This window comes from Rhizobium leguminosarum bv. viciae USDA 2370, from assembly GCF_002008365.1.
GTDB lineage: Bacteria > Pseudomonadota > Alphaproteobacteria > Rhizobiales > Rhizobiaceae > Rhizobium > Rhizobium leguminosarum.
Genome location: NZ_MRDL01000009.1, coordinates 70,122 through 85,853, shown reverse-complemented (window position 1 = coordinate 85,853; position 15,732 = coordinate 70,122). Strand labels below are relative to the sequence as shown.

Genomic DNA, 15,732 nt, shown 5'->3' with positions numbered 1-15,732 from the left:
CCCATGCCTTCCCGCGGCTGTTCAACGGCTATGAGCGGCGGCTGGCCGATCGCACACTCGCGACTATTCCCCTACTGCCTACGAGCGCGTCACGGGCATCACACTGAACGGCCGTCAGTCTCATGTGCGCGACAGGCAGGAATTCGAATGTCGCCATCTCAATGACTGGGTCGTCATCGCGGTTCTCAAGCACGATCTCGGGCAGCCCGCCAACTCGACAGACAAGCCGCGACTGCCCAGATGTCAGCCTTTGAGTAGCCGAGCCGCGGGGCTTCGACCCCGCTTTTCTCTAATGCCTTCAACACCGTGCGACGTATTTTGGTAAAGAAAAAAGGGCCGACGGAAAACCGCGGCCCATGAGTGTGAAGGACATGCACCTCCCCGACCGAGAGATATGACAATGTCTAGCTTTTTTCGTCATCCCAAAGACGCGGTCGTTCCCGACCTCTGCATTGCCTGCCAATTGCAACGCTTTCGCTCGCCGCATGATTTGGGCGGTTGCCGTTACGCCGAGCGCCGCGCCAGCCATGAACCGGGAGCCAAAATCCCCAGGCAAAGCTGGCGCGTGGCTCATTGGTGCTATCGGTGCCTAAAAGAGCAACTACGGTCTATTGCATATCAGACATCACAGAAGGGGCTGTGTATGCAGGTCAAGTCCCAAGCTGTTTCCCCTTATCCACCGGTGTGACCTCCCAATCTATTAAGTCGATAGTACGCCGAAGGATCGCTTCAGCCCTAGTGAGGTCGGCCGAGCTGGCGATAATATGTCCGATTATATCCGAGCAATCGCCTCTCCGGACAAGGGAAACACCGGGCTCAACATAGAAGGCGACCTCAGCGATTCCTGGTACAGCGGCGGCAAGGTCGATACCGCGGATGTGGGCTAGCGTGCCGTCGCAATCGGGCGCTAAAAATTGGGCTACCGAAGCGCGGGATTGTCTTATGGGGTGATCACACTCTTCTCCAATCACGCACTTGATATGCTGCTCAATGATGTCCACACCGTGGGCAAGCTGAATCAGCCGTGGAGTGGTCCACCCTGGAAGACGTGGATTGACTTCCATTATGACGGGGCCGCTTTTCGTCCAAAGCAATTCGATGTTCGCTGGGCCCCAGCCAAGACCTAGTACTTGCAGGCATCGTAATGAGATATCCGAAATATGATCATACTGTTCCTCGGTCAGCTGGGCCGGGAAAATACTCTGGTAGGGGACAAAATGCGGTGGGGGACCGAAGTAGCCGGAACCGACTGCAACAACCTCATTTCCCATTGTTACGACGTCGTAGAAAGGGCCTTCTGCGAATTCCTCGACAAGAATCGTTTGCGAAGAACGCCGTGGGATCGTCTCTCCTAGCAGGTGGGCCGTATGTTCGGCGAGCTCGCCCGCATCGCGGCATAACCGGACGCCGCTGCTGCCGTTGCCCATTGCTGGCTTAACAATAACCGGCAGCCCTATGTCGGTGGCTGCCATATTCACGCTTGTTGCACTAGTTGCCCGCCGGAAACCTGGAACCGGTAAACCGGATTGCATGAGGAGTTGACGTTGAGCGTATTTGTCAGAGCACCGTTCGACACATTCAGGATCGGGGCCCGGCAGATTGAAGTGTTGGCATAGTTTTCCGACGGTCACATAGATTGATTCGCCGCGAGTGGTAAAACCCGTAATTCCGGCGATATCATAGGTTGCAGTTAGCTTGAGGCATTCATGCAACATCGCATGGAAATCCTCGGTATCAACCGCTATCGCCTCACTGCTTTCCGCAATAATGTAGTGATAGTCGGTTGGATCAGTGGCCAGCGTAATTGGATGAAGTCCCTGGCGTTGTGCCGCGTGAACATACAGTTGACCATTATTCCTCGAACCTTCAACGAGGATGAGTGCTTTTCTTTTCATCGTGGTGACCTTTGACGTGCGAGCTTTATCTGGGCGTCCGCGACGGTTTCCAAAGAAAACCGGTTTCTGCAGCCATTTCTCCGGATGCAGAGGTTCACGTGTACCGATCGAGTTTCTCCGATCATTGAGTGGTATGATTTGCAAGTCTCAGTCATGGTATGCCCCCCGCCAGAAGTCTGGTCTGGATATCGGATTGAAGCTGCGGCAGCTTGGACATAAGATATTTGTTGTTCTCCGCTATACGCTGGAGAAACTTTTGATCGTACATGGTCACATAGTTGAGCCTCGCAACTGCGGCTTCCTGCAACACCGGGATTGACGAAAGGTCTATTACAATCCGCGGTGCCAGCCGTAGAAGAGCGTCTTGAAGAACAGCTTGGTATTCTGCGTTTACGTCAGCGGTTGCGATGACAACGGCGGAATGCGGTTCCGGTTTGCACCCGATCTCTCCTGGACGCATCATGTCGACTCGTATTTTTGACCTGGAACCGAGACGTTTGCGAAGATTTTTAGGATTCCGCGTAACGACGACAGTTGAGCGAAACATTTTTCCCGGGCCAGTACTGACAAGTTCGCGGCCGAGCATACCGGCGCCGATCACGTAAAGGCGATCAGGTACAACTGAACCCGCAAGCTGCTCCGCAATCATGTCATAGACAATTCGATCGTAGTTGAATGGTGCCGTGAAGCGCTGCCGCTCGCGTGACCCGCAACTCACGTCAATTGCTAATCGCGCGATGCGGCAAATCCGAAGGTCCGGATCAAGCAGTCCCACAGCTTTCGAAAGTTGCTCTTGAATGTAGGGCTCCCCAAGGATCTGGGATTTGGCACCTGCGGAGATCTCTGCTAATCGCTGGGCGACAGCGTTTGGTCCTTCAACAACCTTGTGTGGAAAACCACGGAATACTTCGATGTCCGTGCTTTCGACGTCGAACTTTTCGCCATAAACTTCAACTCGTAAACAAGTCGTCAGCAAAAGAAGTCCACGTCTTGCGAGATCGACACCCAATGGCTTTATCTGCGCAGAGTGCCGTGCCATTTGAAGGGGTGAAGTCATTTCGTAATCTACGTAATGGCCAACAACTTCGTTCATAGCCCTACTCCTGACGTTTGTATGTGGCTTTCGGGTTGTCCGGAATTTCGCGGAAGCCTCCTGTGCACCTCTCCGAGCGGCGACTTGCAGAGCCACCGTGCTGGAATCTTAGGTACCGGATCGCCCTTGCGATTGACGACGAAGCTTTGGCTGGGATCAGCGCGGCGCTGAGGTATTGCGTTATAATCACTCCTCATTTTCGATTGCTGGTCACAACGGTCTTTCTGATCGTCGTGCCAATTGACTGATTCCGAAGAGAGAGGGACCTTAAACTCCGCAGCGGGTCGATGCGAAGTTGCAAGGCCAATGCATAGAAGAATCGTCGGCCGAGCATACCTTCGACGGCAGTGGCTTATGATCGTATTTGTCACCGGGTGGACGCGTATCTGCGCAGAGTCCGGCACCTGTTTGATACAGACCACGATGTGCATAGTCGTTTAAGCTCCCAATCAGATTCGGGCTTTAGGGACCCGGCTAACTCTGAGCACTACTCGTGCCAATCAGGTTGCGCCGGTAACCTCTAGAGATTGAACGTGTTTCGTTGTCGCTGTACGGAGGGTTTTGTAGGGTCGCCGACATGTGCTGTCGTAATTGGCCCCGGCTTTCGCCCGGAGAGTAGCGACGGAGCGTTCGCCATATCCTGGAGATCAAACTTAGCAGCAGGTATTTTTCCAAGCACTTGCGGGAACTGGGAAGCAATGCAGGTTCAGATATCTGGTAAGCCAGGGCGACGCTGGATATCGGGTTGAATGGTCCTGCGCGACACAACGATGGCCTCGGTCGTGGGCAAGCTCGCCCTTGGTGTAGGGGCGCATAATCGTACGTACGAGCAGATTTCTCCGGATACCGGCGCTGGAGCGTGTATTGATCGCAATGGTTTCGATCATTAATGCGCCCGCGCAAGGTGCTCGGGCACGAGTATGTTGATCGCGCTCTCGGCAGTGCCGATGATTTCTCCCGGCCCTTCCAGGATGTTCTCAATGAATATTGCTGGGGTGCAGCCTGGACCGACAACGGCCTCGACCTGAAGCAGCGCAGCCTTGTCAACCTTGGAATGCTCGCGGCCTTCAATCGCATGCACGAGTTCGGGATACATGTCCGCGGCGAAACGCCTGCCGGCGCGCGGGCTACTCCTCGAGCGGGACGAACGTTCCTCCATCCCACAGAGACCTCCTGCCGGTCGAGTGACAAGCGCAGAACAGGCAGCGACGCGCCGTGGATGGCGGCCTGCAGCAGCATTTGCCAAACGCTTGATGATCCCAGTCAGCAATGACACGCTCATCCGCGCGGTGAGAAGAAAATCCATGACGCAGGATGATGCTCTAAACGTCGTCGGCGTTGACGATTGGGCTTTCCGCCGCAATCACCGCTATGGCACCGTTGTATGTGATCTTGAGAAGCGAAGGATTATAAAGCTTCTGCCCGATCGGGAGATCGCGACAGTTTCCACCTTCCTTGCTCAGCACCCCGAAATTGCGATTGTTTCCCGCGACCGAGGCGGGGGCTATCGTGAAGCTGCCGCTAAGGCTTTACCACACGCCGTTCAGGTCGCAGATCGTTGGCATTTGATGGAGAACGCCAGCGCGGCGTTCCTCGACGTCGTGCGCAAATCCATGCGAGCGATCCGTACCGAAATTGGTGCTACGACGATCAATCCTGCGCTACTCACCTGCGCTGAACGACTGCAATATGACAGCTATCTGCGGCGTGAGGACGTGAATTCGACGATGACCAAGCTCTCCTCCGATGGCGTTCCAATAAAAGAAATCGTTCGACAACCTGGCTATAGCCGCGGAACAGTTCGCCAGATCGTCCGCGGTCACAGAACCGATGTCTTCCGTGTCAGACAAAGTTTTCTTGAGGCCATCTTACAGAAGCCGAATTGGCTAAAGCTTTACGTGCATAAGCTACTTATCATATTCCCTGGTGAGCAGAAATGGACGGACCGATAATTTTCAGGATGCGGCGATAACGACAATTGCGTCCTGTTCATATATCTAAATGAGTAGTGGTTAATTCCGAAGGAAGTTCGGAAATTCCAAAATACGCAGCTGCCGGTGCAATGTAGTTTCGGGGCGCCGGCAACATAAAACGATATTTATTCAAAACAAAACATGCAAAAATAGGAGGATAGGTCGTGAACTATCGGAGAATTGTTCTTGCGCGCTTTGCGCAAGCGTTGGCTTGCAACAGAAATCATTCTGCGTGCACCCGCTCAGGCGCCGGGAAGAATTCCACCGCCTATTGTGCAGATTCATGCGAGACGCTCCTGATGCCGGACATCGGCAAATAATGGCGCGCGAGGGGTTGCGCGCAGCCGAGGCAATCTGTGTCGATGCGTAATGGCTTGAGGCTTGCATGCAACCCCTACCATATCCACCCATTGTCGAAATTGTTGACGCTGCCTTTCATATGGCAGAGCGGAGGCTAAGATGACTACGGCATGTGATGAGAAACATATCGAATTGAAGCCGATTTCGAGCTGCAGACGAGAAGTCGAAGTCGCGATGGTGGAAATGCTCGTCAGTTTGCAGAAACGTGGATGGTCGGCTGCGGAATTGGCACTGGCGCTCGCAGATGCCTCCGAAGATCTCGTCATGCTGATTGCGACCAAAAGGCTTCGACCGAATTAGGTCGTGGTGACGATTTAACGGTTTGGGATTCCGCCGGAGGCGCAAATCAGATTCAAGGCTAACTTTTGGAGATCGGCCGTGGATTGTGATGCGCTTCGGGATGACCAGTGGGAACGGATCAAGGATTGTGTGCCGGGCGGCACGAAGGGCAAACGCGGCCCGCGCACGAACAACCGGCTGTTCCTGGACGCGCTGTTGTGGGTGGCCCGTTCCGGTGGTCGCTGGCGTGACCTGCCCGAACGGCTCGGCGGGCACTGTAAACTTAACGCTGCGAAGACAAGATCTGGGAGTGAGGCTTTGGTTCATTCGGCGTGCCGCGCGATTTGGCGCCATGCTTGCATGGCAGTTGCTCGCAATTCTCGATGGTGGGTGGATGGAATATCGTGGCGGGGAACGTTAAAGAGGTTGACGATCGGGTCGTGGACGGAAACGAAACGCTGAAGGTGTCGCGCTGACTTGAAGCGCTTCATGATCCTCTCCCGCCGTCGGACGGGTTGATGAGAGGGTACTGTCACATTGATTGAGCGGTAAGGAAATTGAGGTAGCAGCGCACCCATGACCGTGAGTGCACCGACAAGGCGGCCAAGCGCCTGCTGACGCGACTTCTGAAGAAACAGGGCATGCCGCCAAAGCGTATGATCACCGACATATTGCGCTCCTACGGGGCGGCCAAACGCCAGGTCATGCCGAACGTGGAACACCGCTCGCATAAAGGCTTGAACAACCGGGCGGAGAATTCTCACCTGCCGTTGAGAAAACGGGAGCAAACGCGACAGGGTTTCCGGTCGGTTGGCTCATTGCAACATTTCGTGTCGATCTTCTCCGCCGTCCGAAACCTCTTCGTCCCATCCCAGACCAACCGCTCCGCAGCACAAATTCGAACCCATCGACGCCAGGCAATGGCCGCGTGGGAAGCCGTGAGTGCACGGCCTGCCTGAAAAGCGCAGGCTCGGCCTCACGTGGCCACATTCAAACAACGTGACAACGTCCGGCGAAGAGCTTTTCACGCCATAGGCCATGCCTGGCCTTTTTGAGGGAACGAGCGTCTGACGGCTCAGGAAACAGCCCGCGTCACGGAATTGAAATTCGGCATGCGCAGCGTCGCCTTTCGCTTTGGCGAGGAGTCCCTCCCGGCGCGCAAAGCGAAGGTCCGCGCCGCGGCTGGATTTGCAAGCGATGGAGAGAAATCATGTTGGAAAATCCGCATGTAGCGCGGATATTCGAACATGAATTACCTGTTAAAACAAAGCGTGTTGCAATGTCTGCACATAGAGCGGATAATTGGACATGATTCACGATAAACGGGCCGCGCTTTCCGCCTATACATCAAACTTGCTCTCCCAGGGGCGGGTGGTTTTTGATGGCCGAGAGGCGATCGAAGCGCTGGGCATCAATCGTGGCGCGTTCCTGGACTCAGCCGAGCGTTTGCAGCGTCGAAAACTACTCCTCAACCCGCGCCACGACTTCTATATCGTGGTCCCTCCACAATTCATGTCATTGGGCGCTCCGCCACCAACCTGGTACATTGACGCGCTGATGCGCCATGAGGGGAATTCCTATTATGTCGGTCTGCTTAAGGCTGCCGAACTGCACGGTGCCACGCATCAGGCCGTGATGGAGTTTCAAGTCGTGTCGGCCAAACGGCTCCCCAAGATCAGGGCCGGTCGCAACCGCGTCGTCTTCTACTACCGAAAGGATATGGAGACCGTCGCCGCGGGCGTTGTCGACAAGAAAACCGAGACAGGTTCGATGAGAGTGTCGTCACCAGCTCTCACAGCGCTCGACATTCTGCGGTATTCTCGTGGCGCCGGCGGTCTTGATAACATCTTCACTGTCCTCAGGGATATCGAGCCGCAGATTGATTTCGAAAGCCTGACCAACCTGTCGCGCGTCACCGAACGGCCGGTCGTGCAGCGCCTCGGCTACCTTCTCGACAGGCTGGGTCACGGCCCACGCCTGGCGTCGATGCGTATCGCCTTGGAAGACCGCGGCAACCTGCCCTGGACGGAGCTGGACCGCAAAGAAGCCGGCGATCCCGACTTTTCTACTGAAGTGCTTGAGCGCGACCCGCGTTGGCGGGTCATCGTCCGCCGCTATCCGGAGGCCGATGAATGATACCAGCTCAGAATATTGTCGCGTGGGGCAATGTCGCGCCTTGGGCCGATCAACGTCAGATCGAACAGGATCTGATTATCAGCCGGGCGGTGGTCGCGATATTCACCGACCCCTTCTTGCGCGAAGCCTTGAGGTTTCGCGGCGGCACAGCCCTCAACAAACTGCACTTCCCGGCTCCGCTGCGCTACTCGGAAGACATTGATCTCGTGCGCACAGAGGCCGGGCCGATCGGCCCGGTCCTGGACGCCTTGCGTGTCGTCCTCGAGCCGTGGCTTGGACACGGTCAGTACGAGTCAAGTCCGGTCGCACCCAAGTTGAAATTCCGGATTGAGGCCGAGGACGGCGGCGGCGTCCCCATCCGCCTCAAGGTCGAAACCAACATCAGCGAGATCGAAGCGTATGATCCGCCGATCGACTTGCCGTTCGGCGTGACCAATCCATGGTTCACCGGGAATGCGTCCGTCCCGACATTCTCCCGTGAGGAAATGTTGGCCACCAAGCTGCGCGCGCTGCTGCAGCGGGAGAAGGGTCGCGATCTCTATGACCTGGCGCATGGCCTGGAGACGTTTGAGGGCCTGAATGTGGAGAAAGTGGCTGACTTTTTTGGCCGCTACGTCGCACTTTCGGGCCAGGTCATCACGCGGGCACAGGTTGAGCAACGGATGTTCGCGAAGCTTGCCCGGCCGCGCTTTCTGACCGACATGCAGCCATTGCTTCCGACACAGCAGGCCGAAGCGCTGACCGACCAAACGACCCTCCAGTCATCTACTAGCGTTTTTGCGGCATTCATCGAACGCTTGCCCGGTGACACGTGGTTACGCACCGCTGAAATGCGCAAGCGCTTCGGCGTGGTGTAGAGATATGAATTGGAACGATGACGTCGAGGGTGGCCTGGGATGAGCGACGGAACGAGAGAAGAGGAGCCGCCGACGCACTATCTTCGCCAGGACAATGATGGGTCCGGGACGCAGGTGTGGCGTATCCAAGACTCTGAGGCAGTGAGGCTGGGTGTTTCCAATCCCGAGCAGGGCGCGGGGACCTATATTAAAAGGGGCAAACGGGCCTCGATTTGGGCGGCATTTCGAGAAGACACTCCTTGGTTTACTCCTGGCGGACCCGAGACCGGGCCGTTTCATCGCCTCGATCTCCCGCCAGCTCACTACTATCGTCGCATCGCCAGGCCGCTAAATGGCAGCTTCGCCCATCCTAAAAACCCCGGCGCCGGCGAAGAGCGCGACACGATTGCCGTAGGTGCTGGTCAAGCGCGCGCTCTGACGCATCATCTCGATCGCATCTGCCAAACCGTCCATCCCCATACCGAAACGCTGGGTGTTTACGGTCACGAAATCCGCAACCTGCTGATCCTTGCAGCGACCGAGGTCGAAGCGCATTGGCGGGGGGGCCTGGTCGCGAACGGTAGGTCGGGCCAGAAACTCAACACGAACTACTATGTGCGGTTGCTACCGGTCATGCGCCTCGATCAGTATGCGGTCGGCTTTCGTCCCTATCCGTGGCTAACGCCTATTCGCCCCTTCGCCGGGTGGAATTCTCAAGATCCCACCAAGACTCTCCCCTGGTACGACGCTTATAACCGGGTCAAACACGATAGAGAAACACAATTCAGTGACGCGCGGCTCGAACACACGTTCAACGCCGTCGCCGCATGTGTGATTATGCTTGCAGCTCAATATACCCCTTCGATCGGCTTGGGTGGTCACTCGGATCTGAGCTCTTTTTTCCAGTTTGCCGAGACGCCGGAATGGACACCAGAACAAAGCTACGCGAGCATCTCACACGACCAAGATGGCCGCTGGGTGCCGGTTGATCACCCAGCGCTCGTACGCAAGTAATGAGACTGGATATCGGGGGAGGGGGCGGCGCGGGCAATCATGGACATCGATCAGGGTGGACGAGTCATCCTTGCGCATGTGAGTGTAGCTGCTGCTGAATGACGTCTGTGTGGACGTCGATGCGATAATATTTGAGCGTAGGCAAACGTACATCTTGCGCCAAACGCTTTCTCATTTATGAGGCATGATACATCTAGATGTATGAGGGTCTTATGGCAACCGGATACATGCTGTTGACAGGCGCAAGCCGCGGGATTGGCCACGCAACGGTAAAGCTCTTTCAGGAGAAAGGCTGGCGCATCCTCACAGTGTCGCGTCAGCCATTTTCAGAGGAATGCGCATGGCCGACTGCAAGGGAGAGTCATATCCAGGCTGATCTTGCAGATCTCTCTCAGATCGGCCGGCTTGTCGCAGCGGTTAGGGAGCGTCTTCCTGATGGGAAGCTTCACGCACTGGTCAACAATGCCGGCATTTCGCCCAAAGGCCCGGGCGGATCAAGGCTGGGCGTTGTCGGAACCGATGCTGAAACCTGGACGAAAGTGCTGAACGTCAATCTGATCTCGACGGCGCTGCTCGCGCGGGCGCTCCTGCCGGAGCTTGAGGCGGCCAAGGGTCTCATTGTCAATGTGACTTCGATCGCGGGCTCACGCGTTCATCCTTTTGCCGGCGTTGCGTATGCGGCGTCAAAAGCCGGCCTCGCTTCCTTGACCCGCGAGCTCGCCCATGAGTTCGGCCCGCGTGGTGTGCGTGCAAACGCGATCGCTCCGGGCGAAATCGAAACCTCAATCCTGTCGCCGGGCACCAACGCATTGGTCGAGCAAGAAGTCCCGATGGCTCGGCTTGGAACGCCCCGCGAAGTGGCAGAAACAATATACTTTTTATGCAGTGACGCCTCCTCGTACATCAATGGCGCCGAAATCCACATCAACGGCGGACAGCATGTCTGATCTGCCGAGGGGAGGGGCGGTCGTGGAATGCGATCGGCGGGCACCGTAAACTTAACGCTGTGCGCAGATAGCCGTATTGGCGCGGAGCCGCCAAGCGAGCGGGCATTGGGTGGAGGCCGGATCACGGTCGATAACGTACGCCCTCGGCCGTCATACCCTCGACAGACGAAACATCCGTCACTCGATCCCCACTAGCGACCAGAAGCTCTCGCCTTCTTTGGGGCCGAAATACCGCTTTCCCGCTCAAGCTTTTTGCGAGCGAGTTTACGGACGCGCCTGATACCCTCGGCCTTCTCACGAGCACGTTTTTCGGACGGCTTTTCAAAACGCTCCCGAAGTCGAGCCTCCCGGAAAACGCCCTCGCGCTGCAACTTCTTTTTCAAAAAACGGAGCGCTTGCTCAACGTTATTATCACGTACCAAAACTTGCATTCTAAACTCCCTAGGATCACTGACGCGCCTCATTAGATCCATGTGCTTTTACGAGCAAGGCTTGGAAGACCGATTGCCTAAATTCTTTGTCGTCACTGTTTCATGGCACGATCGCGAATGGGCTAGAGGTAAGCCTTGCCAGCGGTTGATGGGTCAGAAGTTCATATCCTTTGAAGACCGGTGAGCTTTCGGTGTCCATATTGTTCAAACTCCGACTTTTTTGATGGTGCCATTTCCGTGGCGATCTGCTGATTTACAATCCATTGCCAATGGCTTCCTGAGGACCTATTGAAGATTGCGGATTCTCGCCTGCGCTGTCGCGACGATCCATTGCTTTGTTCTCAGTTCCGGATTTTCATGCCGCATGATGTCGGTCACGACCGCGACGCTATCCGCCCCGTGAGCAAGGGCGTCTTCGATCCGTTCGACATTCAACCCGCCGATGGCGACCAGAGGCAGGTCGCCGATGCGCGATTTCCATTCGCTCAGCCGCGTCAGCCCTTGCGGCGCCCATTTCATCTGCTTGAGGATCGTCGTGTAGACCGGACCGAGTGCGATATAATCAGGCCTCGCTGCCAGTGCGGTTTCCAGCTCGCGTTCGTCGTGCGTTGAGAGGCCGAGTTTCAGGCCACTCGCTCGGATCGCGTCGAGGTCCGCTGTCGCAAGATCCTCCTGGCCGAGGTGTACGAAGCCGCAACCTTCCTCGATCGCAAGCCGCCAGTGGTCGTTGACGACCAGCTGAGATTGATGTTTAGCGCAGACTGCAACTGCGCGACGGATCTCGGCGCGTAGTTCAGTCTCCCGACGATCCTTGATGCGCAGCTGCACCAGCTTGACGCCAAGCGGTACCAGCCGGGCAATCCACTCGGCGCCGTCGACGATCAGGTAGAACGGATCAAGCTTCATGTGAACACCGCCTTTCCGATCACCGGCGTGGAGGGGACGGCCATGTCGCGTGGCTCCAGCACGCCAGCGTCAAAGGCCTGCTTGCCGGCGGCGATTGCCGCGGCAAAGGCGGCTGCCATCGCCGCGGGATCTCCGGCGCCGGCAACGGCGGTGTTGAGCAGAACCGCATCGAAACCGAGCTCCATGACTGCCGTTGCGTGCGACGGCCGACCGATGCCGGCATCGACGATCAGCGACACGTCAGGGAAATGGGCCCGCATTGCTCTGAGCGCTGTCGGATTGAGCGGCCCGGCGGCACTGCCGATCGGAGCGCACCAAGGCATCAGCACCTTGCAGCCGGCCTCCAGCAGTCGTTCGGCCACGACCAGATCGTCGGTCGTGTACGGGAAGACTTCGAAACCTTCGTTGACGAGAATGCGAGCCGCCTCGACGAGGCCGAAGACATCCGGCTGTAGCGTATCATGGTTGCCGATGACCTCGAGCTTGATCCAGTCGGTGGCGAATAGCTCGCGTGCCATCCTTGCGGTCAGCACCGCTTCCCCGACGCTGTGGCAACCTGCAGTGTTGGGAAGGATACGAACGCCGAGTGCGCGGATCATCTCGAAGAAGGCGCCCCCAGTGCGGCCGCCAGACATCTCACGACGAAGCGAGACGGTGACTATTTCCGTCGCCGATTGCCTGACAGCCTCGGAGAGGACGGCAGGAGAGGGGTATCGCGCTGTGCCGAGCAGCAGACGGGAGTTTATTTCGGATCCATAAAGCGTCAGCATCCGTCAGCCTCCTTGCATCGGCGACAGGATTTCGATCCTGTCATTGTCGTTGAGCGAACGATTGAACCGGTCTTCGCGATGGACCAGCTCACCGTTGACGGCTGTCGCCAGCCAGTCACCCTCGTATTCCATCAGGACTAAAAGCTCCGACAGCGTCTCAGCCGCGACATCCTGGGCCTCGCCATTAACGATCACTTTCATGAGGCATTCCTTCCCGTGGTATGTTGGTTGAAGACAAGTTCAGCCGCCTCGGCCGCCATGGCTGGCGCGAGCAGAAAGCCGTGACGGTAGAGGCCGTTGAGCGAGATCACCTTTCCCTGATGGCTTGCACGTGGAAGATTGTCCGGAAAGGCTGGGCGGATTCCGACACCCGTTTCGATTATGGTTGCATCGGCAAAGGCCGGAAATAGCGTGTATGCAGCGTTGAGCAGTTCCATCAGTGAACGGGCGACAATAGGCCCGTCGAATTCCGTCTCGATCATCGTCGCGCCGACCATGAACAGACCGTCTCCACGCGGGACGATGTAGACGGGGAAACGCGGATGGAGCAGGCGGACCGGCCGGGAGAGATCCACGTCAAAGCTTTTAAGGTAAAGCATTTCGCCGCGGACGCCGCGTAACTCCTTGGCCTCGCCGATCTGCGCAGCGCCCGTGCAATCGACGACACTGTCGAAGCTCTCCTCATGCGAGCTCTCGCCCACGAAGGTGACCCCCTGAACCGTCAGCTTGGTGCGCAGCAGAGTCAAAACTCGCCGGGGATCGAGATGGGCTTCGCGGCGAAAGAACAGCCCGTGCCGGAACCGCCCGGCAAGGGAGGGTTCCAGCGCCGCGATCGCCGGCTCTTCCAGCCATTCATAACCCGTCGTGCGGCAGGCAAAGCGTCGCAGTTCACCAAGATCGCGAGCCGAGGCGACCACGAGCGTTCCGTTTCGTCGCACCTCTCCCGGCACAATTGCCTCCCATTTGTCGGCGGCGGTGAGACCGCGCATGAGTACCGCAACATCAGCACTCTCCCGCTCGCACCAGGGCGCCAACATTCCGCCCGCGAGCCACGAAGCAGCACGCAGGAAACCGTCATATGGATCGAGCACAGTGACCTCGGCATCTCGAGCGCGCAGTTCATGCGCCACCGTCAGGCCGGCAACGCCGGCCCCTTTGACAAGAACACGCATCTCATTCGCTCGTTTGCTGCAGGGTTTCTACCGGCATATAGAGGCCGCCGCCCTCGCGATAACGTGCCGCCATCGCCTCCAGTCCCTCCTTCTGCGCTTCGGCGCGGATATCGTGCGAGATGCGCATCGAGCAGAATTTCGGTCCGCACATGGAGCAGAAATGCGCGACCTTGTGCGCCTCCTTCGGCAGCGTCTCGTCGTGGAAGCTGCGGGCGGTTTCGGGGTCCAGCGAGAGGTTGAACTGATCCTCCCAGCGGAATTCGAAACGGGCACGCGAGAGCGCGTCATCGCGCAGCTGTGCCGCCGGATGCCCCTTGGCGAGATCGGCGGCGTGAGCCGCTATCTTGTAGGTGATGACGCCTACCTTCACGTCGTTGCGGTCGGGAAGCCCCAGATGCTCCTTGGGCGTGACGTAGCAGAGCATCGCCGTGCCGAACCAGCCGATCATCGCTGCGCCTATCCCAGAGGTGATGTGATCGTAACCCGGCGCGATATCGGTCGTCAGCGGCCCGAGCGTGTAGAAAGGCGCCTTGCCGCAGACTTCGAGCTGCTTGTCCATGTTCTCCTTGATCTTGTGCATCGGCACATGGCCGGGGCCTTCGATCATCACCTGGCAGTCTTTCGCCCAGGCGACCTTGGTCAGTTCTCCCAGTGTTTCCAGTTCGGCGAACTGCGCCGCATCATTCGCGTCAGCGATCGAGCCGGGGCGCAGGCCATCGCCGAGCGAGAAGGAGACGTCATAGGCGCGGCAGATGTCGCAGATATCCTCGAAATGCTCGTAGAGGAAGCTTTCGCGGTGATGACGGAGACACCACTTCGCCATGATCGAACCGCCGCGCGAGACAATGCCGGTCACCCGGTTGACGGTGAGCGGGATGTAGTGAAGCCGCACGCCGGCATGGATGGTGAAATAATCGACGCCCTGTTCGGCCTGTTCGATCAGCGTGTCGCGATACACCTCCCAGGTCAGGTTCTCGGCAATGCCATCGACCTTCTCCAGCGCCTGATAGAGCGGCACGGTACCGATCGGCACGGGCGAATTGCGGATGATCCATTCGCGGATGTTGTGGATGTTGCGGCCGGTGGAGAGATCCATGACGGTATCGGCGCCCCAGCGGGCCGCCCAGACCATCTTCTCAACCTCCTCCGCCATCGATGAGGTGACGGCGGAGTTGCCGATATTGGCGTTGATCTTCACCAGAAAATTGCGGCCGATGATCATCGGTTCGGCTTCCGGATGGTTGATGTTGGCGGGGATGATCGCCCGACCCGCCGCCACTTCCTGCCGGACGAATTCCGCCGTCACATGGTCGGGAATGTGGGCGCCGAAACTTTCGCCGTCGCGGACTATGGCGTCCGCCTGCGCCTTGCGGCCGAGGTTTTCGCGGATGGCTATGAATTCCATCTCGGGCGTGATGATGCCGGCGCGCGCATAAGAGAGCTGGGTGACTGCACTGCCATCCTTTGCGCGCAGCGGCTGGCGTAGCGCGGGGAATTCGGGCGTCAGCCTTTCGCCGCTGGCAAAGCCGTTGTCTTCGGGACGGACATGGCGGCCCTTATAGGCCTCGACGTCGCCGCGGGCGAGAACCCAGTCACGTCGCAGTGAGGGCAGCCCCTGTTCGATACGGATCTCGGTGCCCTCGATCGTATAGGGGCCGGACGAGTCGTAGACGACAACGGGCGGCTCGCCCGATGTCGGATGCAGGCTGATTTCGCGCATCGGCACGCAAATGTCGGGATGGATGTCCCCCCGACTGTAGATCTTCCTGGATGCCGGCAAGGGGCCGGTGGTGACGGTTGGGGTGATATTCTTTGCGGCGATGTTCATGGTTTGAGGCTCCAAGTTTGAGTTTGGAGACCCAGTCCTCAGCCGGAATGATGGAAAGACGCCGGCACGGATTCCACGCGTGAATCCGAAAC

General features: G+C 57.7%; 13 protein-coding genes and 5 pseudogenes. 9 read left to right on the top strand and 9 right to left on the bottom strand.

The features are described from left to right. Positions 1-650: 650 nt before the first annotated feature. Entirely contained in the window at positions 651-1,895 is a 1,245-nt protein-coding gene (locus BS629_RS04955) for an ATP-grasp domain-containing protein (protein ID WP_077987995.1), read from the bottom strand. Between the two features lie 151 nt (positions 1,896-2,046). Next, positions 2,047-2,988 carry a Rossmann-fold NAD(P)-binding domain-containing protein gene (locus BS629_RS04950; RefSeq protein WP_077987994.1) on the bottom strand — a complete coding sequence of 314 codons (942 nt, stop codon included), beginning with the start codon at positions 2,986-2,988 and terminating at the stop codon, positions 2,047-2,049. 889 nt (positions 2,989-3,877) lie between these two features. Here BS629_RS04950 and BS629_RS39605 point away from each other — a divergent pair. From BS629_RS39605 to BS629_RS04925, 4 genes and pseudogenes are all read left to right on the top strand, one after another. Beyond that, positions 3,878-4,093, top strand: a pseudogene (locus tag BS629_RS39605) (carboxymuconolactone decarboxylase family protein); the annotation flags it as partial. Between the two features lie 112 nt (positions 4,094-4,205). Beyond that, positions 4,206-4,859, top strand: a pseudogene (locus BS629_RS04935) (ISL3 family transposase); the annotation flags it as partial. Between the two features lie 561 nt (positions 4,860-5,420). After that, complete coding sequence (locus BS629_RS04930) at positions 5,421-5,621, top strand: hypothetical protein (protein ID WP_077987990.1); 201 nt, start codon at positions 5,421-5,423, stop codon at positions 5,619-5,621. Between the two features lie 78 nt (positions 5,622-5,699). Further along, positions 5,700-5,870 (top strand): annotated as a pseudogene (locus BS629_RS04925) (transposase); the annotation flags it as partial. A 53-nt stretch (positions 5,871-5,923) separates the two neighbouring features. On the opposite strand, the pseudogene BS629_RS04920 reads toward BS629_RS04925, so the two are convergent. After that, positions 5,924-6,124: pseudogene (locus BS629_RS04920) on the bottom strand (IS6 family transposase); the annotation flags it as partial. 72 nt (positions 6,125-6,196) lie between these two features. Here BS629_RS04920 and BS629_RS04915 point away from each other — a divergent pair. The 5 genes and pseudogenes from BS629_RS04915 to BS629_RS04895 all read left to right on the top strand — a co-directional run. Then, positions 6,197-6,559 (top strand): annotated as a pseudogene (locus BS629_RS04915) (DDE-type integrase/transposase/recombinase); the annotation flags it as partial. A gap of 349 nt (positions 6,560-6,908) precedes the next feature. Further along, a complete protein-coding gene (locus BS629_RS04910) occupies positions 6,909-7,736 on the top strand; it encodes a type IV toxin-antitoxin system AbiEi family antitoxin domain-containing protein (protein ID WP_077987989.1) in 828 nt (275 codons plus the stop codon). Beyond that, on the top strand, positions 7,733-8,593 hold the full coding sequence (locus BS629_RS04905) for a nucleotidyl transferase AbiEii/AbiGii toxin family protein (RefSeq protein WP_077987988.1): 861 nt from the start codon (positions 7,733-7,735) through the stop codon (positions 8,591-8,593). The genes BS629_RS04910 and BS629_RS04905 overlap by 4 nt, the downstream gene beginning before the upstream one ends. 39 nt (positions 8,594-8,632) lie before the next feature. Further along, a complete protein-coding gene (locus BS629_RS04900) occupies positions 8,633-9,586 on the top strand; it encodes a hypothetical protein (RefSeq protein ID WP_077987987.1) in 954 nt (317 codons plus the stop codon). A gap of 212 nt (positions 9,587-9,798) precedes the next feature. Continuing rightward, positions 9,799-10,533, top strand: coding sequence for an SDR family NAD(P)-dependent oxidoreductase (locus BS629_RS04895; protein WP_077987986.1), 735 nt, complete (start codon positions 9,799-9,801; stop codon positions 10,531-10,533). A 191-nt stretch (positions 10,534-10,724) separates the two neighbouring features. Here the strand turns inward: BS629_RS04895 and rpsU are convergent, their stop codons facing one another. From rpsU to thiC, 6 genes are all read right to left on the bottom strand, one after another. Continuing rightward, positions 10,725-10,964, bottom strand: a complete 240-nt coding sequence (gene rpsU / locus BS629_RS04890; protein WP_003554884.1) for a 30S ribosomal protein S21 — start codon at positions 10,962-10,964, stop codon at positions 10,725-10,727. Between the two features lie 285 nt (positions 10,965-11,249). Continuing rightward, positions 11,250-11,870 (bottom strand): thiamine phosphate synthase, encoded by a 621-nt coding sequence (locus BS629_RS04885; protein WP_077987985.1) that lies wholly within the window; start codon positions 11,868-11,870, stop codon positions 11,250-11,252. After that, on the bottom strand, positions 11,867-12,640 hold the full coding sequence (locus tag BS629_RS04880; protein ID WP_077987984.1) for a thiazole synthase: 774 nt from the start codon (positions 12,638-12,640) through the stop codon (positions 11,867-11,869). Before BS629_RS04880 ends, BS629_RS04885 begins: the two co-directional genes overlap by 4 nt. A 3-nt stretch (positions 12,641-12,643) precedes the next feature. Beyond that, positions 12,644-12,841: a sulfur carrier protein ThiS gene (thiS, locus tag BS629_RS04875; RefSeq protein ID WP_077987983.1), complete on the bottom strand. Its 198-nt coding sequence runs from the start codon at positions 12,839-12,841 to the stop codon at positions 12,644-12,646. Then, a complete protein-coding gene (gene thiO, locus BS629_RS04870; RefSeq protein ID WP_077987982.1) occupies positions 12,838-13,812 on the bottom strand; it encodes a glycine oxidase ThiO in 975 nt (324 codons plus the stop codon). Before thiO ends, thiS begins: the two co-directional genes overlap by 4 nt. A gap of 1 nt (position 13,813) precedes the next feature. Beyond that, positions 13,814-15,640 (bottom strand): phosphomethylpyrimidine synthase ThiC, encoded by a 1,827-nt coding sequence (gene thiC, locus BS629_RS04865; RefSeq protein WP_077987981.1) that lies wholly within the window; start codon positions 15,638-15,640, stop codon positions 13,814-13,816. Positions 15,641-15,732 lie beyond the last annotated feature (92 nt).